General features: G+C 66.8%; 18 protein-coding genes. 5 read left to right on the forward strand and 13 right to left on the reverse strand.

Annotated elements, in window-relative coordinates; genetic code table 11:
- Window position 1: 1 nt before the first annotated feature.
- The 4 genes from ACV4UZ_RS13615 to ACV4UZ_RS13630 all read right to left on the reverse strand — a co-directional run bounded on the left by ACV4UZ_RS13615 (window position 2) and on the right by ACV4UZ_RS13630 (window position 3,697).
- Window positions 2–385: a Prostatic spermine-binding protein precursor gene (locus ACV4UZ_RS13615; RefSeq protein WP_491601350.1), complete on the reverse strand. Its 384-nt coding sequence runs from the start codon at window positions 383–385 to the stop codon at window positions 2–4.
- A gap of 64 nt (window positions 386–449) precedes the next feature.
- Window positions 450–1,541, reverse strand: a complete 1,092-nt coding sequence (gene modC, locus ACV4UZ_RS13620; RefSeq protein WP_491601351.1) for a molybdenum ABC transporter ATP-binding protein — start codon at window positions 1,539–1,541, stop codon at window positions 450–452.
- A gap of 8 nt (window positions 1,542–1,549) precedes the next feature.
- A complete protein-coding gene (modB, locus tag ACV4UZ_RS13625) occupies window positions 1,550–2,242 on the reverse strand; it encodes a molybdate ABC transporter permease subunit (protein WP_491601352.1) in 693 nt (230 codons plus the stop codon).
- Between the two features lie 180 nt (window positions 2,243–2,422).
- Window positions 2,423–3,697, reverse strand: coding sequence for a diguanylate cyclase domain-containing protein (locus ACV4UZ_RS13630; RefSeq protein WP_491601353.1), 1,275 nt, complete (start codon window positions 3,695–3,697; stop codon window positions 2,423–2,425).
- 226 nt (window positions 3,698–3,923) lie between these two features.
- Between ACV4UZ_RS13630 and crcB the strand changes: the two genes are divergently transcribed.
- The 4 genes from crcB to ACV4UZ_RS13650 all read left to right on the forward strand — a co-directional run bounded on the left by crcB (window position 3,924) and on the right by ACV4UZ_RS13650 (window position 7,695).
- Complete coding sequence (gene crcB, locus ACV4UZ_RS13635; protein ID WP_491601354.1) at window positions 3,924–4,310, forward strand: fluoride efflux transporter CrcB; 387 nt, start codon at window positions 3,924–3,926, stop codon at window positions 4,308–4,310.
- Between the two features lie 10 nt (window positions 4,311–4,320).
- Window positions 4,321–4,665 carry a DUF190 domain-containing protein gene (locus tag ACV4UZ_RS13640; protein ID WP_491601355.1) on the forward strand — a complete coding sequence of 115 codons (345 nt, stop codon included), beginning with the start codon at window positions 4,321–4,323 and terminating at the stop codon, window positions 4,663–4,665.
- 162 nt (window positions 4,666–4,827) lie between these two features.
- Window positions 4,828–6,819, forward strand: coding sequence for an AsmA family protein (locus ACV4UZ_RS13645; RefSeq protein WP_491601356.1), 1,992 nt, complete (start codon window positions 4,828–4,830; stop codon window positions 6,817–6,819).
- Between the two features lie 39 nt (window positions 6,820–6,858).
- On the forward strand, window positions 6,859–7,695 hold the full coding sequence (locus ACV4UZ_RS13650; protein WP_491601357.1) for an OmpA family protein: 837 nt from the start codon (window positions 6,859–6,861) through the stop codon (window positions 7,693–7,695).
- Between the two features lie 127 nt (window positions 7,696–7,822).
- Here the strand turns inward: ACV4UZ_RS13650 and ACV4UZ_RS13655 are convergent, their stop codons facing one another.
- The 6 genes from ACV4UZ_RS13655 to ACV4UZ_RS13680 form a co-directional block, all read right to left on the reverse strand.
- Window positions 7,823–8,632, reverse strand: coding sequence for a universal stress protein (locus ACV4UZ_RS13655; RefSeq protein WP_491601358.1), 810 nt, complete (start codon window positions 8,630–8,632; stop codon window positions 7,823–7,825).
- Window positions 8,633–8,743: 111 nt separating this feature from the next.
- On the reverse strand, window positions 8,744–9,418 hold the full coding sequence (locus tag ACV4UZ_RS13660; protein ID WP_491601430.1) for an RluA family pseudouridine synthase: 675 nt from the start codon (window positions 9,416–9,418) through the stop codon (window positions 8,744–8,746).
- Window positions 9,419–9,420: 2 nt separating this feature from the next.
- Window positions 9,421–12,483: an efflux RND transporter permease subunit gene (locus ACV4UZ_RS13665; protein ID WP_491601359.1), complete on the reverse strand. Its 3,063-nt coding sequence runs from the start codon at window positions 12,481–12,483 to the stop codon at window positions 9,421–9,423.
- A gap of 147 nt (window positions 12,484–12,630) precedes the next feature.
- Complete coding sequence (locus ACV4UZ_RS13670; protein WP_491601360.1) at window positions 12,631–13,755, reverse strand: efflux RND transporter periplasmic adaptor subunit; 1,125 nt, start codon at window positions 13,753–13,755, stop codon at window positions 12,631–12,633.
- Between the two features lie 12 nt (window positions 13,756–13,767).
- A complete protein-coding gene (locus tag ACV4UZ_RS13675; protein WP_491601361.1) occupies window positions 13,768–14,295 on the reverse strand; it encodes a TetR/AcrR family transcriptional regulator in 528 nt (175 codons plus the stop codon).
- A 346-nt stretch (window positions 14,296–14,641) separates the two neighbouring features.
- Complete coding sequence (locus ACV4UZ_RS13680) at window positions 14,642–16,996, reverse strand: Tex family protein (protein ID WP_491601362.1); 2,355 nt, start codon at window positions 16,994–16,996, stop codon at window positions 14,642–14,644.
- 257 nt (window positions 16,997–17,253) lie between these two features.
- On the opposite strand from ACV4UZ_RS13680, the gene ACV4UZ_RS13685 reads away from it, so the two are divergent.
- A complete protein-coding gene (locus ACV4UZ_RS13685) occupies window positions 17,254–17,682 on the forward strand; it encodes a bacteriohemerythrin (RefSeq protein ID WP_491601363.1) in 429 nt (142 codons plus the stop codon).
- Here ACV4UZ_RS13685 and ACV4UZ_RS13690 read toward each other — a convergent pair.
- From ACV4UZ_RS13690 to ACV4UZ_RS13700, 3 genes are all read right to left on the reverse strand, one after another.
- On the reverse strand, window positions 17,666–18,097 hold the full coding sequence (locus tag ACV4UZ_RS13690) for a PilZ domain-containing protein (RefSeq protein ID WP_491601431.1): 432 nt from the start codon (window positions 18,095–18,097) through the stop codon (window positions 17,666–17,668). The genes ACV4UZ_RS13685 and ACV4UZ_RS13690 overlap by 17 nt on opposite strands.
- Window positions 18,098–18,256: 159 nt before the next feature.
- The gene (locus ACV4UZ_RS13695; protein ID WP_491601364.1) at window positions 18,257–18,625 is read right to left on the reverse strand and encodes a PilZ domain-containing protein; all 369 of its coding nucleotides are present in this window, start codon (window positions 18,623–18,625) and stop codon (window positions 18,257–18,259) included.
- Window positions 18,626–18,762: 137 nt separating this feature from the next.
- A complete protein-coding gene (locus ACV4UZ_RS13700; RefSeq protein ID WP_491601365.1) occupies window positions 18,763–20,331 on the reverse strand; it encodes an alginate export family protein in 1,569 nt (522 codons plus the stop codon).
- Window positions 20,332–20,617 lie beyond the last annotated feature (286 nt).

Genomic DNA, 20,617 nt, shown 5'->3' on the forward strand with positions numbered 1-20,617 from the left:
TCTAGTCGTCGCGGTTCTTCTTGCCGCGTCCCGGATTGTCCTGGGCGCCCCGTCCGTCGCGGCGGTGCTCGTAGGACTTGCCCGGCCCCTCGCCACGGTCGCGGTCCCGGTAATCCCGGTCGCGGTCCCGGTCGCGGTCATCACGGCGGTCACGATCCCGGTCGCGCGCGTCGCGGTCGCGGCGATCGCGGTCCCTGTCGCGGACGTCCCGGTCGCGGTCATCCCGGCGCGGCGCGGCCTTGTCGATCGTGTCACGCGCCGCCTGGCCGGCGGCGTCGGTGGCGGCATCCTTGAGAATGGTCCCCAGGCCACCACCATCGGCGGCCGAGGCGTGACCGGCGGCCATGCCCAACATCAGGGGAACCAGCAGCACCCAGGCTTTCATCAACACCCTCCTCCTCGACAGCCAGGACTAAAGCCTAGGACAAATCTGCCGATCGGTATAGGAGCTAATCCACAGAGGCCATGTCGCCCCGGGCGATGGTCAGGGCCTTGATCAGGGCATGAACCCGCATGCCCGGCATCAGGTTCAGCTGAGCCTGGGCCAGGGCGGTGATCTGCACCCACAGGCGGGTGGCGCCGCAGGCCAGGACCACGTCCACCAGGAAGGAACCGGCGGCCGCCACCGAGACCACGCTGGCCGGCAGCACATTGCGGATGCTGACCCGTTCCGGCGGCTCGATGGCGATGGCCACGTCGCGGGCGTGGATGCGGATACGTACCCGGGCTCCCACCGGCAATTCCGAGCGGCTGACGATCAGGGTGCCGCCGTCAAAGGCCAGACGGCTGACGCCGTAGCCGGCATCATGGCTGGCGACCACGGCGGAGATCACCGCTCCGGCTTCGTAGCGGCCGGTGAGCGGCCGCAACGTCGGATCGCCCATCAGGCTTTCCAGCGGTCCCGAGGCGGCGACCTTGCCGCCATCCATCAGCACCAGCGTGTCGGCGAGGCGCATGACCTCGTCCATGGAATGGCTGACGTACAGGATGGGGATGGCAAAGCGCCGGGCCAGCTGGGCGATGAAGGGCAGCAGCTCGGCCTTGCGCGACGGGTCCAGCGCCGCCAGCGGCTCGTCCATCAGCAGGATGCGGGGGCTGGCCAGCAGGGCGCGGCCGATGGCGACGCGCTGCTTCTCGCCGCCCGACAGCTTGGCGGGGCGGCGGTCCAGCAGGTGGGCGATGCCCAGCAACTCCACCACCGTGTCGAAGCACTGAACCCGCTCGGCGGCCGGCAGCAGGTTCTGGCCGAATTCCAGGTTGCCGCGCACCGACAGATGGGGAAACAGCCGGTGCTCCTGGAAGACGTAGCCCAGGCGGCGCGCCTCGGGCGCCAGGTCGATACCCGCCTTCCGATCGAACAGCACGCGGCCGTCGACGCGGATCACGCCGTCGTCGGGCCGGGACAACCCGGCCACCATGTTGATCACCGAGGTCTTGCCCGAGCCCGAGCGGCCGTAAAGCGCCGTCACCCCCGACCCGGCCGACAGGCGGACGTCGAGGCTGAAATCGCCCTGGCGGCGGCGGACGTCGATTTCCAGCACGGGCGGCCCTATCCCTTCAGCCGGGCCTGGACGCGCCGCGCCAGGACTTCCGAGGCCAGCAGGGCGGCGAAGGCCACCACCACCGAGATGACGCACAGGCGGAAGGCCGCCTCGTCGCCCCCCGGCACCTGGGTCAGGGCATAAAGGGCGATGGGCAGCGTCCGCGTCTCGCCCGGAATGTTGGAGACGAAGGTGATGGTGGCGCCGAATTCCGACAGCGAACGGGCGAAGGCCAGGATCACCCCGGTCAGCAGGCCGGGCGCCACCAGGGGCAGGGTCACCGACCAGAAGGTGCGGATGGGGCCGCAGCCCAGCGTGCGGGCCGCCTGCTCCAGGCCGCGGTCGACACCTTCCAGGGCCAGGCGGATGGCACGCACCATCAGGGGAAAGGCGATCACCGCCGAGGCCACCGCCGCCCCCTTCCAGGTGAAGGCCACGGTGATGCCGAACCAATCGTGGAGCCAGGCGCCGACCACGCCCCTTCGGCCCAGCAGCACCAGCAGGCCGTAACCCACCACCACGGGGGGCAGCACCAGCGGCAGGTGGATGATGCCGTCCACCAGACTCTTGCCGGGAAAGTCGAGGCGGGCCAGAACCCAGGCGCAGCCCACCCCCAGCGGCAGCGACGCCGCCACCGCCCAGAACGACACCAGCAGAGACAGGCGCAGCGCCTCGGTCTCGAGCGGCGTCAGGGTGAACATGGCTTTCTCCGTCCAGATGGCGAAGGGGGGCCGTCATCCTTCGCCATGCTCAGGATGACATTTCCGTGCCGCCCGTCAACGGCCGATCAGCGGGAAGAGGGCGGGCAGGATGCCCGCGCTCCGGAAAACAGGTCGCGATCCGGAGCGCGGCCGTCCCGGCCACATCCTCCCGGCGGGACGTCACGCATCCAGCGGATAGACAAGCCGTTCCGGCATCTCATGGAAGCCGAAATTGTTCTTGCCCGATCCCTTGACCGTGTACATGGCCCGGTCGGCAAGGCGGATCAGCAGCGCGGCGTCGTCGGCGTCGTCGGGAAAGACGGCGATGCCGACGCTGGCCTGGACGTTGGCGTCGTGGCCGTCAAGCTCGAAGGGTTCGGCGAGGCGGGCCACCACCTTGGCCGCCACGTTGCCGATCTCGTTGCGCCCCTCCACGTCGTGAAGGATCACCGTGAACTCGTCGCCCGACAGGCGCGCCACGGTGTCCGACGAGCGCACCGACAGCAAAAGCCGCGCCGCCGCCTCCTGCAGCAGCAGATCGCCCACCGCGTGGCCGAAGCTGTCGTTGACCTTCTTGAAGCCGTCCAGGTCGATGAACAGCAGGGCGAAGCGGGTCTTGTCGCGCTTGGCCGCCTTGACCGCCTGGCCCAGGCGGTCGAGGAACAGCGAGCGGTTGGGCAGGCCGGTCAAGGCGTCGAAATTGGCCTGGCGCCACACCTGCTCCTCGTCTTCCTTGCGCGCCGTGATGTCGCTGAAGATGCCGAGCATGTGCGACACCTCGCCGAAAGCGTCGCGCACCGTGGCGATGGACAGCCACTCGATGAACACCTCGCCGGTGCGGCGCCGGTTCCACACCTCGCCCTGCCACTGGCCGGTATCCAGGATGGAGCGCCACATGTCGCGGTAGAAGTCGTTGTCGTGGCGGCCCGACTTCAGGATGCTGGGCTTCTTGCCGATGGCCTCGTCCAGGGAAAAGCCGGTGATGCGGGTGAAGGCGGTGTTGACCGCCTCGATGGTGCCGTCGGGGCCGGTGATCATGATGCCCTCGTTGGCGGTCTCCACCACCTTGGCGGCCAGTTGCAGCCGTTCCTCCGAATTCTTGCGGTCGGTGATGTCGTAGACCCAGGCGAGGTTGACCGGCTCGGTCCCGAACAGGGATTCGCGGATGGTCAGCAGCGTCCAGAACGGCGCGCCGTCCGAGCGGCGGAACTGCACCTCGGCATGATCGACGCTGCCGTGGCGCTTCATGTAATTGATCACCGTGGCGCGCTGCTGGTCGTCCACGTAGTAGTCGCGGGCCTTGGAGCCGACCACCTTGGCGCGCGGCACGCCGATCAGTTCGCAGAAGGTATGGTTGGCGAAGACGATCACCCCGTCGCGCTTGCGCGAGATGGAAACGCCGATGGGGCTGTCCTCGAGCACCCCGGCCAGGCCGGCTGGGTCAAGCTCCGTCATGGCAACAACCGAGAATCACGATGACGCATGGTCTCCCCCCTTTATCGGCTCCCCCCGGAGCCCCGGGCTCTCGCCCGATGGGAATGCTCATCCCGAACCCGCCCCAATATAGGGCGAGTCGGGGACTGAAACCTATACGCAATATTCGCGGACGGCGTTTCCGGTTGACCGGGCGGGAGGACGGGGCATAGTCGGAGCCATCGGCCAACCATTCGGATTGCGGCGCATGTTCACCTATGCCCTGGTCGCTCTGGGAAGCGCCATCGGCGGCACGCTGCGCTACTGGCTGTCGGCGGTGATTTCCAATGCCGGAGCGGGAACCTTCCCCTGGGGCACCCTGGTGGTCAACGTCACCGGCTCGGCGGCCATCGGCCTGTTCGCCACCCTGACCGCCACCGAGGGCCGCCTATACGTTCCCGCTGAGTGGCGCACCTTCTTCATGGTGGGCATCTGCGGCGGCTACACCACCTTCTCGTCCTTCAGCCTGCAGACCCTGGCCCTGGCCGAGGGCGGCGAATGGCTGGCCGCCGGCCTCAACGTCATGGGATCGGTGGCGCTGTGCCTGCTGGCCGTGTGGCTGGGGCACGCGGCGGCCATGGTGCTCAATCGCTAGGAGTCCGATCATGCGCATTCCCAAGGACGCCGCCCTGCTCCGCATCTTCGTCGGCGAGCAGGCCCGCCACGACGGCAGGCCCCTGTTCGAGGCCATCGTCCTCGAGGCCCGCCAAAGCAACCTGGCGGGCGCCACGGTGCTGCGCGGCCCGCTGGGCTTCGGTCACTCGTCGCGCCTGCACAGCGCCAAGGTCCTGGCCCTGTCCGAGGATCTGCCGGTGGTGATCGAGATCGTCGATGCCCCCGACCGCGTCGACGCCTTCCTGCCCATCCTCGACGTGATGATGGGCGACAGGGGGCTGATCACCCTGGAGAAGGTTCAGGTCCTGCGCTACGGCCCCGGCGCCGCCACATAGGCAATATCCTGCCGGTTCAGGACGTCACACCTCGCTTCGGAATGATTCCATAGGGTAGCTGGACAAATTCGTCCATGGGTATAAGCTGAATGTCCTATGGGAAGGAGCCGACCAAGCCCCTTATGGCTGGATTTCGGCGTCCTCGGGCATCGGGGGATGCACATGAAGAAAGTCCTGATCGCCGTCGGCGCCCTGATCCTCGTGATCATCGGCGCACTGATCGCCCTTCCGTCCCTGATTCCCGCCGAGCGAATCCAGAGCGAAGTGGTCGCCGGGGTCAAGAACGCCACCGGCCGCGACCTGTCCATCCAGGGCAAGGTGTCGGTGTCCGTGTTCCCCTCGCTGTCGGTGCAGGTGGGCAACGTCGCCCTGGCCAATCCGCCCGGCTTCTCCACCAAGGACCTGATCCGCCTGGGCGCCGTGGATGTGCGCCTCAAGCTGATGCCGCTGCTGGGCGGCAAGGTCGAGGTGGACAGCTTCGTCCTGGTGGATCCGGTGATCACGCTGGAGACCGACCGCCAGGGCAAGGGCAACTGGGTGTTCGACAGCCCGCCCGGCGACAAGGCCGCCACCGCCGCCAAACCCGCCGACAAGCCCGCCGACAAGCCGGCGGCCGCCTCCTCGGGCCCCAGCGACATCCGCCTGGGCGACGTGCGCATCACCGGCGGCAAGCTGACCCAGATCGACGGCAAGACCGGCGCCAGGCAGGAGGTGAGCGACATCAACCTCCAGGTGGCGCTGAAAAGCCTGTCCGAGCCGCTGTCGGCCAAGGGCAGCCTGGTATGGAACGGCAAGAAGATCGAACTCGCCCTGGGCGTCGCCAGCCTGAAGGCCCTGATGGACGGCCAGTCGAGCGCGCTGGACATCGCCGTCACCTCCGAGCCGGTCAAGCTGGGTCTCAAGGGCAACGCCACCGGCGGCGCCAAGCCCGGCGTCGATGGCATGCTCGACCTGACCGTGCCGTCCATCCGCAATCTGGCCGCCTGGGCCGGCTCGCCCATCACCATGGCCGGCAACGGCCTCGGGCCGCTGGCCATCACCGGCAGGCTGGCCGCCGCGCCGGGCCAGATCGCCTTCACCCAGGCCAACATCGCCATCGACGCCATCAAGGCCAAGGGCGACGTCACCGTCAACACCAGCGGTTCCAAGCCCAACATCAAGGGCCGCCTGGACGTGGACATGCTGGACGTCAACCCCTACCTGCCGCCGGAGGGCGCTCCGGCCAAGGGCGGCGACGGCAAGGCCGCCACGGGTGGCGGCGGAGCGCAGCCGGCCAAAGCGCAGCAGGGCTGGAGCGACGATCCCATCGACGCCTCGGGCCTCAAGGCCGCCGACGTGGACTTCTCGCTGACCTGCGCCGGCATCCTGGTCAGGAAGATCAAGGTGGGCAAAAGCGCGCTGCGTCTGGCGATCAAGGACGGCCGCCTCGCCGCCGATCTCACCGAACTGGCGCTCTATCAGGGCGCCGGCAAGGGCCGCGTGGCCCTGGACGGCTCGCAGCCCGGCGTGGGGCTTGACGCCTCGTTCCAGCTGAAGGGCCTGCAGGCCGAGCCCTTCCTCTCCGACGCCGCCGATACCGACCGCCTGTCGGGCACCGGCAATTTCGACGTGGCGGTGACGGGCCAGGGCAAGACCCAGCGCCAGATCGTCTCGTCGCTGAACGGCAAGGGGGCGCTCACCTTCCTCAACGGCGCCATCAAGGGCATCAATCTCGCCGCCATGGTCCGCAATGTGGCCACCGCCTTTACCGGCGGGTCCAGCACCACGGAAAAGACCGATTTCGCCGAGCTGGGCGGCACCTTCACCATCGCCAGGGGCATCCTCACCAACAACGACCTTGCCCTGAAATCGCCGCTGCTGCGCGTCGAGGGCAAGGGCAACGTGGACCTGCCCCAGCGCACGGTGAACTACCGCATCGATCCCAAGGTGGTCGCCAGCCTGGAAGGCCAGGGCGGCGGCAGCGCGGCGGGAATCGTGGTGCCGGTGCTGGTCACCGGCCCCTGGGACAATTTGAGCTACCGCCCCGACCTGGAAGCCCTGCTGAAGCAGAACGTCCAGAACGTGGGCAAGGCGGTGGAAAGCCTGATTCCCGGAACCGGGGGCGGCAAGTCCCCCGCCGAGGGGTTGAACCCGCTGAAGCTTTTCGGACGCTGATTCTTTCACCAAGCAACGACACCACCGGAGACGATGACAATGAAGTTCCTGCATCTGGCCGCCGCCATCGGCATGACCGCCCTGCTGGGCGCCTGCGCCACTCCCTGGGAAGTGGCCGAGGTCAACGAGATCCTCGAGGCGCCCGCCCCGACCATGGGCTCGCCCTTCACCAAGGCGCTGTTCACCGAGTACAAGGGCTACGCCAAGCACGAGGCCACCGTCGAGCACGAGTGGGATCACGCCGTCGTCTTCGCCCGCAAGGGCATGGCCGCCCACCAGGGCAAGATCACCGATCCGGAAGTGACCGCCGACTGGCCGCTGATGCCCGACCGGGTCAAGGAACTGGACGCCGCCCGCGCCCGTCTGGTCGGCTATTTCGGCAACGGCGCCCGCGAGCGCGTCCCCGCCGCCGCCGCCAAGGCCCAGGTGATGTTCGACTGCTGGATCGAGGAAGAGGCCGAGGGCGACACCAATTCCGATTGCCGCGCCGCCTTCCTGAAGGTCGAGCCCGAACTGCAGGTCAAGGCCGCCGTGCCCGCCAAGAAGATCGTCAAGACCTTCATCGTCTATTTCGACTTCAACAAGTCGAACCTGACCAAGGAGGCCTTGAAGACCCTGAAGGAAGTCGAGGCCGCCGCCGCCGAGATCAAGCCCACCACCATCTACGTGGCCGGCCACACCGACACCGTCGGCAATGCCAAGTACAACGACAAGCTGTCCAGCGCCCGCGCCGCCGCGGTCGAGAAGCAGCTGGCCAAGCAGGGCATCAAGTCGGTGGACGCCAAGTCCTTCGGCTTCTCCAAGCTGGCCGTGCCCACCAAGGCCAACACCAAGGAAGCCAAGAACCGCCGCGTCGAAATCTACTTCGAGAAGTAGGACCGGCGCCGGCGCTCTGACGCCAAAGGCCCCCTTCCCGGTCGGGAAGGGGGCCTTTTCTTTGGGAGATCGGGAAAAGAAAACGCGAAGGGACTGGTCCCTTCGCGCATCCCTTCGAGTTATGGCATCAGCAGCTGAACAGCACCGGAATGCTGGCATGGGCCAGGATGTGCCGCGTGCCGGCGCCCGCCTTGCCGGAGAAGGACAGCGAGCGGCCGGGATGGCCGCCGATGACCAGCAGGTCGGCGTCGATGTCGTAGGCCCGGGACAGGAGCGAGTCCATGACGCCCAGGCCTTCGGTGTTGACCCGCTCGCCGGTGACCGGCAGGCCGTGGACGCGCAGGTGGTCGATGATGTCCACCTGGGGCAGGGTCTTGTCCATGGGCGAGAAGCCGCGCACCGAGGCGACCAGAACCTGTTCGGCGCCGTCGATCAGGGGCAGGCAGTCGTGCAGCGCCCGGGCCGCCTGCTTGGCGGAGCGCCAGCCGATCACCACCTGCTTGCCCAGCGGCCGGTGGGTGTATTCCACCGGCACCACCAGGATGGGGCGGCCGGAATTGAGGATGATCTGCTCCACCATGGTCTCGGGCACGTTCTTGCCATAGGCGGCGGGCTGGGAGACGATCACCAGATCCACGTAATGGCTGCAGAACACCGCCTCGCCCAGCAGGTCGGTCTCGGCCCCGTGGACGATCTGCCACCAGCGGGTGTCGAGGCCGGCGGTGGCGGTCTCGAACGCCTTGCGGGCGGCGTCGGCCTGGGCCAGCAGGGTGTTGCTGGGATGGCGGGCGACCATGGCGGTCTGGCTCACCTCCTTGCGGGCGAACAGGCCGGTCAGCCGGGCGCCGAAACGCCTGGCCTGGTCCACCGCCAGGGCGAGAGTACCGCTATCGACGTTGTCGCCGTCCAGATGGACGAGAATGTCCTTGATCTTCATGGCCCCCACCCTGTTTGTCCGGTCCGTTGGTTTCGCCGGAAGGATAGTTCACCCGCAGCGGGGCCGCGCGTCAAGAGAAAATAAGCAAATCGGTATTGGTTTGCTTATTTATCACTCCCGCCAGCCGCAGGCTTCCAGGGCGGCCCGCATGTGCTCGGGGACGGGGGCCTCGGCGGTGATGGGCGGCTTGCCCGGCTCCAGCGGCAGGACGATGGAGCGGGCGTGAAGCATCAGCCGGTCGCCGGCCATGGTGCCGGTGCCGCGGCCATAGATGGCGTCGCCCACCAGGGGGTGGCCGATGGCGGCGCAATGGGCGCGGATCTGGTGGGTGCGCCCGGTGAGCGGCTTGCATTCCAGCCAGGCCAGCCGTCCGTCGCTGCCCAGCAGCCGCCATCGGGTGGCCGAGGGAAGGCCGGTGCGGTCCACCTCCATGCGCCAGCCGAACTTTTTCTCGCGCTTCTTCAGGGCGTAGTCGATGGTGCCGGAGTCTTCGCGCGGGCGGCCGACCACCACCGCCCAATAGGTCTTGTCGACGAGGCCCTTGGCGAACAGGCTGCCCAGGGCCGCCAGGGCCTGGCGGGTTCGCCCCAGCACCAGACAGCCCGAAGTCTCGCGGTCCAGCCGGTGGGCCAGTTCCGGGGGACGCCGCAGGCCGAGGCGGAGCGTGTCGAGGTAAAGTCCCAGATGCTCGCCGCCCTTGGGTCCGGCATGCACCGCCAGACCGGCCGGCTTGTCGATGATCAGGACCGCCGGATCGCGATGGAGCAGGCGGGCGGCAAGGTCCATGCTCACTCGGCGGGGGCTCCCTCGGGCACGCTTTCAGGCTGGGTGCGGCGCTCGGCGGCGACGAAGGTGTAGATCACCGGCAGCACGAACAGGGTGAAGGCGGTGCCGATGGTCATGCCGGCGACGATCACCACGGCGATGGAGAAGCGCGACGCCGCCCCCGCTCCGCTGGCGAACAGCAGCGGGATCAGGCCGGTGACCATGGCCGCCGTGGTCATCAGGATGGGCCGCAGACGCAGGCCGGCGGCGACCATCACCGCCTGGGCGCGATTCAAACCCTCGGCCTCCTGGCGTTCACGGGCCACCTCGCAGATCAGGATGCCGTGCTTGGTGATCAGGCCGATCAGGGTGACCAGACCCACCTGGGTGTAGATGTTCATGCTGGCCACGCCGAGAGCCAGGGGGATCAGGGCGCCGCAGATGGAGAGCGGCACCGAGACCATGATCACCAGCGGGTCGCGGAAGCTTTCGAACTGGGCGGCCAGCACCAGGAAGATGATGATCAGGGCGAAGACGAAGGTCATCGCCAGGGCGTTGCCCTCCTGCACGTATTGCCGCGACTGGCCGGCGTAATCCACCGTGGTGCCCTGGGGCAGCAATTCGTCGGCGAGGCCGCGCAGCAGGTCCAGCGCCTGTCCCAGGGTGACGCCGGGCATGGGGAAGGCCTGGATGGTCACCGAGTTCAGCTGGTTGAACTGGTTGAGCGACACGGGACGGACCGAGGCCCCCAGGCTGACCAGCGACGACAGCGGCACCGCCGCCCCCGACGACGAGCGCACGTGGTAGCGGCCCAGCTGGGCGGGGTCCAGGCGGAATTCGCGCGGCACCTGGGGAATGACCTGATAGGAGCGGCCCTGGAGGTTGACCAGATTGACGTAATTGCCCCCCGTCATGGTGCCCAGCGCGTCGCCGATCTGCTGCATGGAGATGCCGTAGGCCGCCGCCTTGTCGCGGTCGATGATCACCTGGGTCTGGGGGCTTTCGATCTTCAGGTCGGCGTCGATGAAGGCGAACATGCCCGACGCCTGGGCCCGCTTCACCAGCTCGCCCTGGATCTCGTTGAGCTGCTGGTAATCGGCGATGGAGGACAGCACGAACTGCACCGGCAAGCCATCGACGCCGGGCAGCGGCGGCGGCGGGAACACCGAGGCCTTGACCCCCGACACCTCGTTCAGGGCCTGCTGGATGGCGGCGGTAAGGGCCTTGGCCGAGAGCTTGCGGTCCTCCCACGGCGTCAGCACCGCGCCGCCGAAGCCCTGGCTGATGGCGCCCATGCCGTTGATCAGGAAGGTCTCGTCGGTTTCGGGGAAGGCCTTCAGCTTGGTGGAGATCTGGTGCGAGAAGACTTCCATGAAGTCGGTGTTGGCCGAGGCCGGGCCGTTATAGGCGGTGAACACCACGCCCTGGTCCTCTTCCGGCGCCAGTTCGGTGGGCACCGCCAGGAACAGGAAGGGCAGCGAGCCCAGCACGATCAGGGCGAACACCAGGGTGGTGGGCCGGTCGGCCAGCGATGCCGCCAGCCATCTCTCGTACGTGGCCCGCACCCGGTCGAAGGTGCGGTCGATCAGGGCGGTCAGGCCCTTCTTGTCGTCGTCGTGCCTGAGGATCTTCGAGCACATCATGGGCGACAGGGTCAGCGCGATGATTCCCGACACCACCACCGACCCGGCCAGGGTCAGGGCGAATTCCTTGAACAAGGAACCGGTGAGGCCGCCCATGAAGGCGATGGGGGCGTAGACGGCGGCGAGCGTGATGGTCATGGAGATGACCGGCCCGGCGATTTCCCGCGTGCCCACCAGGGCGGCCTTGAAGGGTGTCAGGCCCTCCTCGATGTGACGGTGGACGTTTTCCACCACCACGATGGCGTCGTCCACCACCAGGCCGATGGCCAGCACCATGGCCAGCAGGGTCAGGAGGTTGATGGAGAACCCCAGCGAGAGCAGCAGCACCGCCACGCCGATCAGCGACAGCGGCACGGTGACCACCGGAATCACCACCGAGCGCACCGAGCCCATGAAGAAGAAGATCACCACCATGACGATGATGGCGGCCTCGGCGATGGTCTTGGCCACCTCGGTGATGGCGGCGTCGATGAACAGGGTGGAATCGTAGGCGATCTTGGCGGTGAGCCCCGGCGGCAGCTGGGCCTGCAGCGCGGGCAGCGCTTCCTCGCGCACCTGACGGATCACCGACAGGGGATTGGCTTCCGGCGTGGTGTAGATGCCGACGAAGATGGCCCGCTCGTCGCCGGCGAACACGCTCATGTCGTCGTTTTCCGGCCCCAGCTCCACATTGGCCACGTCGCCGAGCCGCACCAGGCGCGAGCCGTCATGCTTGACCACCAGCTGGCGGAACTCCTCGACGCTTTTCAGGTCGGTGGAGGCCTGGGTGTTGACCACGTCATAGGCGCCCTTGGTGGAGCCCGAGGCCGAGGTGAAGTTGTTGCTGGTGAGCGCCGTCTTCAGGTCGTCCGGCCCCATGCCGTGCTGGGCCAGCTTTTCCGGGTCCAGCCAGACGCGCATGGAGAATTTCTGGCCGCCGTACAGTTCGGGATTGGCGACGCCGGGCACGGCGGCCAGCTTGGGCTGCACCACCCGCATGACGTAATCGGTGATCTGCTGCTGGCTCAAACGGTCCGACGAGAAGGCGAGATAGGCCGAGGCGAAGCTTTGCCCCGTCTCCTTCTTGATGATGGAATCGTTGATGCCCTTGGGCAGCAGGCTCTTGACCTCGGCCACCTTGCTCATCACCCCGGTCATGGCGGTTTCCGGGTCGTCGTTGAGGCGGATGAAGGCCTTGATCTCGCTCAGGCCCTGGATGGAGCGCGACGTCAGGTAGTTGATACCCTCGGCCGTGGCCACCGCCTTTTGCAGCGGCTGGGTGACGAAGCCCTGGATCATGTCGGCGTCGGCACCGGGAAAGGTGGTGGTGATGGTGATGACCGTATTGGTCATCTCGGGATACTGGCGCACCGGCAGGCTCATCAGGGCGCGAAGGCCGATGAACAGGATCAGCAGGCTGACCACCGCGGCCAGGACCGGCCGCTTGATGAAGATGTCGAACATATCCCGGTCCTCTCCGGCGGCTTGCGCCACCTCACTTGACTGTCATCCCGAGCCGCAGGCGAGAGATCTCGGCCTGTTCCGGCGGAATTTCAAAAGGCGCCATCGTCCGGGCGGAGATTCCTCGCTCCGCTCGGAATGACGGCGGGGTTACCGCACGGCGTCGGCCGCCGCCGTCTTCAAGGGATCGCTGGCGGCCACGCTCACCAGGGAGCCGTGCTCCAGCTTGACCTGACCCGAGGTCACCACGGTGTCGCCGGCGGCGATTCCCGACTTGATGACCACCAGACCGTCCTTGCGCTCGCCGACGCTGACCACGGCGCGTTCGGCCTTGGCGACCGTCTTGCCGTCGGCCCCGGCCTCTTCCCTGACCACGAACACCGCGTCGCCGTGCAGGTTGTAGGCCACCGCCGAGGCGGGCACCGTCACCACCGGCGCGCCCAGGGGCCGCTCGATCTCGATGCGGGCGAACATGCCGGGGCGCAGGCGCCCGTCGGCGTTGGGGAAGCGGGCCTGGACCGAGACCATGCCGGTCCTGGCGTCCACCAGCGGCTCGATGGCGGCCACCTGGCCCTCGAACACCACGCCCGGCCAAGCGTCGGTGGTCATGCGGACCGATTGGCCGACGCCGACCAGGGACAGCTCCTTCTGCGACACGGTGAAGTCGCACAGCATCAGCGACAGGTCCTGCAGGTTGACCACCATCTGCCCCGGCTGGACGTACTGGCCCAGATCGATCTTGCGCACGCCGAGGCGCCCGTCGAAGGGGGCGGTGATGGTCTTCTTGGCGATCTGGGCCTGGAGGCCGGCCACCTTGGCCTGTTTCACCTTCAGCTCGGCCTCGGCCTTTTCCAGCGCCGAGACGCTGACCGTGTTGGACCTCAACAGCGCCGCGCTGCGGTCGTAGCTGGTGCGCGCCAGGACCAGTTCGGCCTGGGCGCTGCGAAGGTCGCCCATCTCCACGTCGGTGTCCAATTGCACCAGGACGGCGCCCTTCCTGACCTCCTGGCCGGATTCGAAGGCGATGGACTTGACCAGCCCGGCCGCCGAGCCGGAGATGTCGACGCCGTTGACCGCCTGCAGCGTGCCCACCGCCGGCACCACGTTGCGCCACTCGGTCAGTCCGGCCTTGGCCACCGTCACCGCCACCACCGGCTTGGGCATGGTGGCGAAGAACTGCTTGATCATGTGGTTCTTGAAGGCGACGAAGCCGAACACCCCCCCGAACACGATGGCGGAGCCCGCCAGCATGATGATCATCCGTTTGGCTTTCATGACGAGGCTCCGTTACTTCAAAAGGTCGAGGGCGTGCCGCTTGAGGCGCTCGGCCCCCTCGGAATCGCTGAGGTTGATGCCCATCAGGCGCTGGAAATAGACGCCGTCCATGGCGGTGCAGATCAGACCGGCCCGCTCCAGGTCGGGGCTGTCGCTCTGGATGCGCTCCATCCAGCGGTCGTACATGGACTGGATGGGAGCGACGAGGTCGGGATTGACGGTGACGGCGGCGAGCAAAGCGCCGCCCACCGGATCGAAGGCCGGGCCGTTGGGATCGAAACAGGCATGCACCAGGGTCCGCGCCCAGCGGTACGGCCCCTCGGGCTGGCGCTCGTAATGTTCGCGGTTGAGCTGGTCGCACTGGTCGATCAGGCGCTGGACCATGCCGCGGATCAGGTCGTCCTTGCTCTTGAAGTGATAGAGCACGCCGCCCTTGCTGACGCCCGCCTCCTTGGCGGCGGCGTCCAGGGTCAGCTTGTTGACGCCCTGGTCGCGGACGATGGCCATGGCCGAATCGATGATTCTCTCGCGGGTGCTCATGGGCAATCAGTCCTCGTCACTCAGCCGCCGCTGTCATCCTGAGGCTTGGCCGAAGGATCTTTCACGCGATGACGGCGGACGCCTGCGGCTGAAAGATGCTTCGCTGTCGCTCAGCATGACAGCATCACTGTACCGGCTGGACGGTATAGGAAACTGAACCGGTGAGTCTAGTTGTACCGACGCATAGGGGGAATGCGGCCGGCGCTATTCCGTTTGGGAATTGGGGGAATGGGATGCGTGTCTTCCTGGCCGTCATGCCCGGACTTGATCCGGGCATCCACGCTTTTCCAGCGGCGCCATATGGATCACCGGGTCAAGCCCGGTGACGACGGGAAGAGAAGTGCCCCTACTTCTTCTGCTTGGCCTTGGCGAAGGCGGCGGCGAAGGCCCCGCCGCCCTCGTCGGGTTTGGGCGCGGCCTGCCGCTGGGGCGGCGACGCCGGCCGGCGGTCGTCACGGCGGGGTTCGTCCTTCCTGGCCGGGGCGGGTTGGGCGTCCATGCGCATGGACAGGGCGATGCGTTGGCGCTTCATGTCCACTTCCAGCACCTTGACCTTGACCAGATCGCCGGGCTTGACCACCTCGTGCGGGTCACGCACGAAGCGGTCGGCCAGCACCGAGATGTGGACCAGGCCGTCCTGGTGGACGCCGATATCGACGAAGGCGCCGAAATTGGTGACGTTGGTGACCACGCCTTCGAGGATCATGCCGGGCTTGAGGTCGTTGAGCGTCTCCACGCCCTCCTTGAAGGCGGCGGTCTTGAATTCGGGGCGGGGATCGCGGCCGGGCTTCTCCAGCTCCTTCAGGATGTCCTTCACCGTCGGCTCGCCGAAGCGCTCGTCGGTGAAGTCCTTGGGGTCCAGCGAGCGGATGAAGGCGGAATCGCCGATCAGCGCCTTCACCGGACGGCCCGTCGCCTTGACGATGCGCTCCACCACCGGATAGGCCTCGGGATGGACGGCGGACGAATCCAGGGGATTGACGCCGTTCACCACGCGCAGGAAGCCGGCCGCCTGCTCGAAGGCCTTGGCGCCCAGGCGCTCCACCTGCTTCAGGGCCTCACGGCTGGCGAAGGGGCCGAAGCGGTCGCGGAACTCCACCACGTTGCGGGCCACGGTGGGGGAAAGGCCGGCGACACGGGCCAGCAGCGGCGCCGAGGCGGTGTTGACCTCGACACCCACCGCGTTGACGCAATCCTCCACCACGGCGTCCAGCGTGCGGCCCAGCTTCACCTGATCCACGTCGTGCTGGTACTGGCCGACGCCGATGGCCTTGGGGTCGATCTTGACCAGTTCGGCCAGGGGATCCTGCAGCCGCCGGGCGATGGACACCGCGCCGCGCAAGCTGACGTCGAGATCGGGGAATTCCTTGGCCGCCAGTTCGGAGGCCGAATAGACCGAGGCGCCGGCCTCGCTGACCACCAGCTTTTCCAGTCCCAGTTCGGGGTGACGCTTCATCAGGTCGATGACCAGCCGGTCGGTCTCGCGCGACGCGGTGCCGTTGCCGATGGCGATCAGCTTGATGCCGTGCTTGCGGGCCAGCTGGCCGAGCACCGCCAGCGACCCCTGCCAGTCGTTCCTGGGCTGGTGGGGATAGATGGTGGCGGTCTCCACCACCTTGCCGGTGGCGTCGGTCACCGCCACCTTGACGCCGGTGCGGATACCCGGGTCGAGGCCGATGCAGTTCCGCGCCCCGGCGGGGGCCTGGAGCAGCAGGGCGCGCAGGTTGCGGGCGAAGACGCGGATGGCCTCTGCTTCCGCCGCCTCGCGCAGCCGGCCCATCAATTCTAACTCCAAATGCAGATGAATCTTGATGCGCCAGGCCCAGCGAACCGTTTCGGCCAGCCACTGATCGGCCGGGCGCTTCAGGTCGCGGATGGAAAAGCGCCGGGCGATGCGCGCCTCGAACTCGCCAGGGCCTTGAGAAACCTGGCCTTCCGGCCGGGCGGCCTCGTCAGGCGTCAACAGTTTCAGATTGAGAACGTTTTCGTTGCGCCCCCGGAACAGCGCCAGGGCGCGGTGGGACGGAATGGCCTTGATGGCCTCGCGGTAGTCGAAATAGTCGGAGAACTTGGCCCCGGCCTCCGCCTTGCCCTCGGCCAGGGTGGAGACCAGGACGCCGCCGTCCCACAGGGCGTCGCGCAGGTTGCCCAGCAATTCGGCATCCTCGGCGAAGCGCTCCATCAGGATCTGGCGCGCCCCGTCCAGGGCGGCCTTGACGTCGGCCACGCCCTTTTCCGCATCCACATAGGGGGCGGCGGCCGCCTCGGGCACTTTGGCCGGATCGCCCAGCAGCGCGTCGGCCAGGGGCTCCAGCCCCGCCTCGCGGGCGATCTGGGCCTTGGTGCGGCGCTTGGGCTTGTAGGGGAGATAGAGGTCTTCCAGCCGCGCCTTGCTGTCGGCCTCCTCGATCTGGCCCCTGAGCTCGGGAGTCAGCTTATCCTGCTCCTCGATGGAGCGCAGGATGGCGGCGCGGCGGTCTTCCAGCTCGCGCAGATAGCCCAGGCGCTCTTCCAGGGTGCGCAGCTGGGTATCGTCCAGGCCACCGGTGGCCTCCTTGCGGTAGCGGGCGATGAACGGCACCGTGGCGCCCTCGTCCAGCATCTGTACCGTCGATGCCACCTGGGTGGCCTGCACGCCCAGTTCGCGGGCGATCCGGTTGGTGATGAGGGCCAGGGTGGCGACGGGAAGAGTGGAGGTCATGCTCGCTCGCGCTCGGTTACGACAGGAAGGTGGGGTTTAGCCAAAAACACCGCCCGTGTCACGGCCGGAGATGGCGGCGACCAATGCGGGATCAGGTCAATTCAGAGAGTGCCCATTGGATGATCAGGGTAACGCTTCCTGACGCGGAGGTGAACAAGTGTGAGAAGAAAAAGCAAGTTGTTTCAAGCCTTTGACATCCAATCCCCTGATCACTATGTCTTGATTGCGGCAACGCATCGTCTTTGGCGGAGAATCACATGTTTCTCTGGAACATGTCCCTGGAAACCGGCATTCCCGAAGTGGATCAGGGCCGCAAGCGCCTGTTGGGGGCCATGGCCGACTTCTTCCAGGGCATGGACGACCCCGCCCTCAATCAGAGCATCCTGGCGGGCCATACCGGCGCCATCTACAAAGCCATGAAGGCGGCCTTCGCCACCGAGGAGGCCGTCCTCCAGACCCATGGCGGCGAGGCGGCCGAACGCCACCAGATGAACCACGCGGCCCTGACCATGGCCTTCGTGGACCTGTGCCGCAAGCTGATCCCCAAGATCAAGACCCAAAAGCAGGCCCGTCAGTGCGCCCTGGAGATCTACCAGATGGTGGACGAAGTTCTCTTCCACCACATCAGCAAGGAAGTGGCGGCTTATCGCGATCTGGCGCGGACTCAGGTCAGGAAGGCCGGCTAGGCGGCTCCTCCTCCGCCTCGACCATCATGAGAATCCTGGCGGCCAGTTCCGCCTCCTGACGGGCCTCGGCCTCGGCACGGCTCTCGATATGCGGCCGAGGGGCGGACGTGCCCTGGGACACTTGCCTCAACACCTCGAGGCGGAACCTGCCGCCCAGCATCCGCGAGACCTCGTCCAGGGAAAGAGGCTGCTGAAACCGGCAACCCGCCAGATCACCCCTCGCCCACATCACCGTCGCGGGCATGGACGATTCCTCATCCCGGATGACGATGTCGCAGGGAACGGGCAGGATCGCCGCCATGGCGGCATCGGGTTCCTCGAAACGCAGCTTGCAGCCGCCGCGGGAGGCGTCCATCAGGACCGCGCGGCTCTCCTTGCCGCCAAAGACGCATATACACTCGGCGCTGCTGCGCAACCGGGTAAATTCGCGCCGGTTCTCATGCTCCGTCGGATCGTCGGATGGCACGACCAAACCTCACAAGCGTTTCACCGGTTCCATGATATGTCACGAGAGTGACAATTGATAGCCCGAACACCCGCCCAATCCAGGCGGAGTCAAGCCGGCGACGGGGCCTCAGGCCCCCGTTTCGGGCTTCGCCGGCGGGGCCAGTTGCAGGCGGAAGTGGCCGGTCATCATGCGCACCACGTCGTCGAGCGACAGGTGCTGATAAAAGCGGCATCCGGCCAGATCGCCGCTGGCCCACATGATGGTCGCATGCATCTTGGAGAACTGGTCGGCGATGGTCATGTCGCGCGGCAAGGGCGCCATGGCCGCCATGGCGGTCTCGGCCTGCTCGAAACGCAGCTTGAATCCGCCCCGCGACGCGTCCAGCAGATAGACGCGGCTTTCCATGCCGTCCAGCACGAAGGTGCATTCCGTGCCGCAATTCTGCCTGGCAAACTGGCGCTTGTTGCCGCCTGCCGCGCCGTTGTCGGGTGCCAACACATCCCTCCCCGCCAAACCTCATAGTGCTATGTTACTATGACGCGGCGGGCACGAACTTTCCAGCCCTCTGAAACGGCAAGGCCCCCGGCCCCCTTCCGCGCGGGAAGGGAACCGGGGGCCGAGCGTTTCGAAGCCTAGAACTTCACGACCAGCGAGGTCTCGCCCAGCAGCCAGGTCTTGTCCATGGGCAGACCGGCCGGGTTGGAGTTGGCGTTGATGTTCTGCTTGTAGCCACGACCGGCCTTGGCGGCGCCGAAGGCGGCGGAGAGCAGAACGTTGTCGCTGATGGTCCACTCGGCGGTGACGTCGATCTCGCGGGCGAGATCGTTGGAGGTCACCGCGGCGCTGCCCTGCTGCTGCTTGGCATCGTACTGGTAGTTGAAGGCCAGGACGGAGAGCTTCAGGTCATCACGCGGGTTGATGCTGAAGGTCAGCTGGTGGATGTTCACGTTGGAGTTGGAGATCACGTAATTGCCGACGATCTCGCCGATGAACCAGGTGCCGAAGCCACGGGTGATGGCGTTGTAGAAGAAGGGATCATAGGCCTCCTTCTTGTCGTCGTTGGGGTTCTTGTCGCCCGAGAAGTGGGCGTAGCGGTAGGACAGCTTGGGAGTCCAGGCCACATCCGACAGCTGGTAGCCCGGCTCGATGTAGTAGGCGTTGGCGTCCACCTTGGCATTGCGGGTGTTGTTGTTTTCCTTCACCGCGTTGCCGTACAGCGAGAAGTCCGGCAGGAAGGGCAGCGGATTGCCGCCCACGTGGAAGGAGAACACGGTCATGCCGTCACGGGCCGACGACAGGGTGTTGGTCACCGTGGTGTTGGCGATGCCGTTGTTGAAGCCGTAGACGCCACGGCTGTCGGCCGAGGCCACCCGGAACACGGTCATGCCGCCATACCACTTGCGGTCGGCGTAATTGGCGGCGCCATCGGGAGCGGCCTTGCCTTCGACCTGATCGGCATTGCCGAACAGTTCGATATTGCCGCCGACCACCGAGGTCTGGGCATTCTCGTACAGGCTGGGCAGCATCACGGTATTGGAGGCGTTGTTCTTCAGATAGAACACGTCGCCGCGCAGCTGGCCCGAGGAGAACTTGGCCACGCCGGTCTGGGCGAAGGCGGTCCGGGACTGGGTCCAGAACATGCCGCGCTTGCCGATGTTGTTGGTGCCGTTGCTGATCAGGAAGCCGTCGGCGACGCGGAAGCTCTGACGGCCGCCCGACAGGTCCAGGCCGTTCTCGTCCAGGCCCAGCCCGGTCAGGGTGGTGCCCGACTTCCAGCCGCCGTACAGGTTCTCCAGCTCGACCATCCAGGGATGGCCGTAGGTGGTGGAGATCAGCGAGGGCTCGCCATGGCCGCCGGTCATGGTGAACTGGCCCGACACGTCGCCGTAGAAGGTGCCGTACTTCTCGGTGGTGTAGGAGGCCTTCAGCTCGGGATGCAGGAAGGTCTCGGACCAGTTGGAATGCCCGGTGATGCGCTTGCCGGGAACACCGCCGTTGTTGGTCCACGAACCGGCGCCGAACTGGGCGCCCGGGCTGGTGAACAGGGTGACGCCGCCGGCGAAGGCGCCGTCAATCTTCAGGCCACCCTGCTCATACAGCGAGAAATCGGCGGAGGCCGGCGTCGCCGCCAGACCGAGAACCGCCGAAAGAATCGCGCCCGAAACCAGGGAACGGCGACGAAGATTGTGTCGATACATCATTGACCCCCTCGATGAACTGTCAGAGTTGCCGGGAATGTAGCAACCCTCATGCCAAACCATATCCGCCCGAATTGCCTAGCCTTCGCGCTTCACCGCGCCGGCACCATGCCGAATTCGTAAGCAGGACTGTCATACATGAGTGATTATTAGGCAGGCAACCCTGATTCCGCCGCATGGCGGCCACACCGTGCGCAATGCGCCGCACCGTTGCCAAAAAGCAACGCTTGTCGGATTCAGGACAGAAAAAACGCCGCCCGTTGAAACCGGGCGGCGCCTGATGCCGGCT

It is taken from the genome of Paramagnetospirillum sp. (assembly GCF_058402745.1).

What these genes read in the sequence shown, in the direction of transcription:
- ACV4UZ_RS13655 (WP_491601358.1), bottom strand. Translation starts at nt 8,632, where the DNA reads ATGAAGATCAAGGACATTCTCGTCCATCTGGACGGCGACAACGTCGAT.
- ACV4UZ_RS13615 (WP_491601350.1), bottom strand. Translation starts at nt 385, where the DNA reads ATGAAAGCCTGGGTGCTGCTGGTTCCCCTGATGTTGGGCATGGCCGCC.
- ACV4UZ_RS13670 (WP_491601360.1), bottom strand. Translation starts at nt 13,755, where the DNA reads ATGAAAGCCAAACGGATGATCATCATGCTGGCGGGCTCCGCCATCGTG.
- ACV4UZ_RS13680 (WP_491601362.1), bottom strand. Translation starts at nt 16,996, where the DNA reads ATGACCTCCACTCTTCCCGTCGCCACCCTGGCCCTCATCACCAACCGG.
- ACV4UZ_RS13675 (WP_491601361.1), bottom strand. Translation starts at nt 14,295, where the DNA reads ATGAGCACCCGCGAGAGAATCATCGATTCGGCCATGGCCATCGTCCGC.
- ACV4UZ_RS13685 (WP_491601363.1), top strand. Translation starts at nt 17,254, where the DNA reads ATGTTTCTCTGGAACATGTCCCTGGAAACCGGCATTCCCGAAGTGGAT.
- ACV4UZ_RS13645 (WP_491601356.1), top strand. Translation starts at nt 4,828, where the DNA reads ATGAAGAAAGTCCTGATCGCCGTCGGCGCCCTGATCCTCGTGATCATC.
- ACV4UZ_RS13630 (WP_491601353.1), bottom strand. Translation starts at nt 3,697, where the DNA reads ATGACGGAGCTTGACCCAGCCGGCCTGGCCGGGGTGCTCGAGGACAGC.
- modB (WP_491601352.1), bottom strand. Translation starts at nt 2,242, where the DNA reads ATGTTCACCCTGACGCCGCTCGAGACCGAGGCGCTGCGCCTGTCTCTG.
- ACV4UZ_RS13640 (WP_491601355.1), top strand. Translation starts at nt 4,321, where the DNA reads ATGCGCATTCCCAAGGACGCCGCCCTGCTCCGCATCTTCGTCGGCGAG.
- crcB (WP_491601354.1), top strand. Translation starts at nt 3,924, where the DNA reads ATGTTCACCTATGCCCTGGTCGCTCTGGGAAGCGCCATCGGCGGCACG.
- ACV4UZ_RS13665 (WP_491601359.1), bottom strand. Translation starts at nt 12,483, where the DNA reads ATGTTCGACATCTTCATCAAGCGGCCGGTCCTGGCCGCGGTGGTCAGC.
- ACV4UZ_RS13700 (WP_491601365.1), bottom strand. Translation starts at nt 20,331, where the DNA reads ATGATGTATCGACACAATCTTCGTCGCCGTTCCCTGGTTTCGGGCGCG.
- ACV4UZ_RS13660 (WP_491601430.1), bottom strand. Translation starts at nt 9,418, where the DNA reads ATGGACCTTGCCGCCCGCCTGCTCCATCGCGATCCGGCGGTCCTGATC.
- ACV4UZ_RS13650 (WP_491601357.1), top strand. Translation starts at nt 6,859, where the DNA reads ATGAAGTTCCTGCATCTGGCCGCCGCCATCGGCATGACCGCCCTGCTG.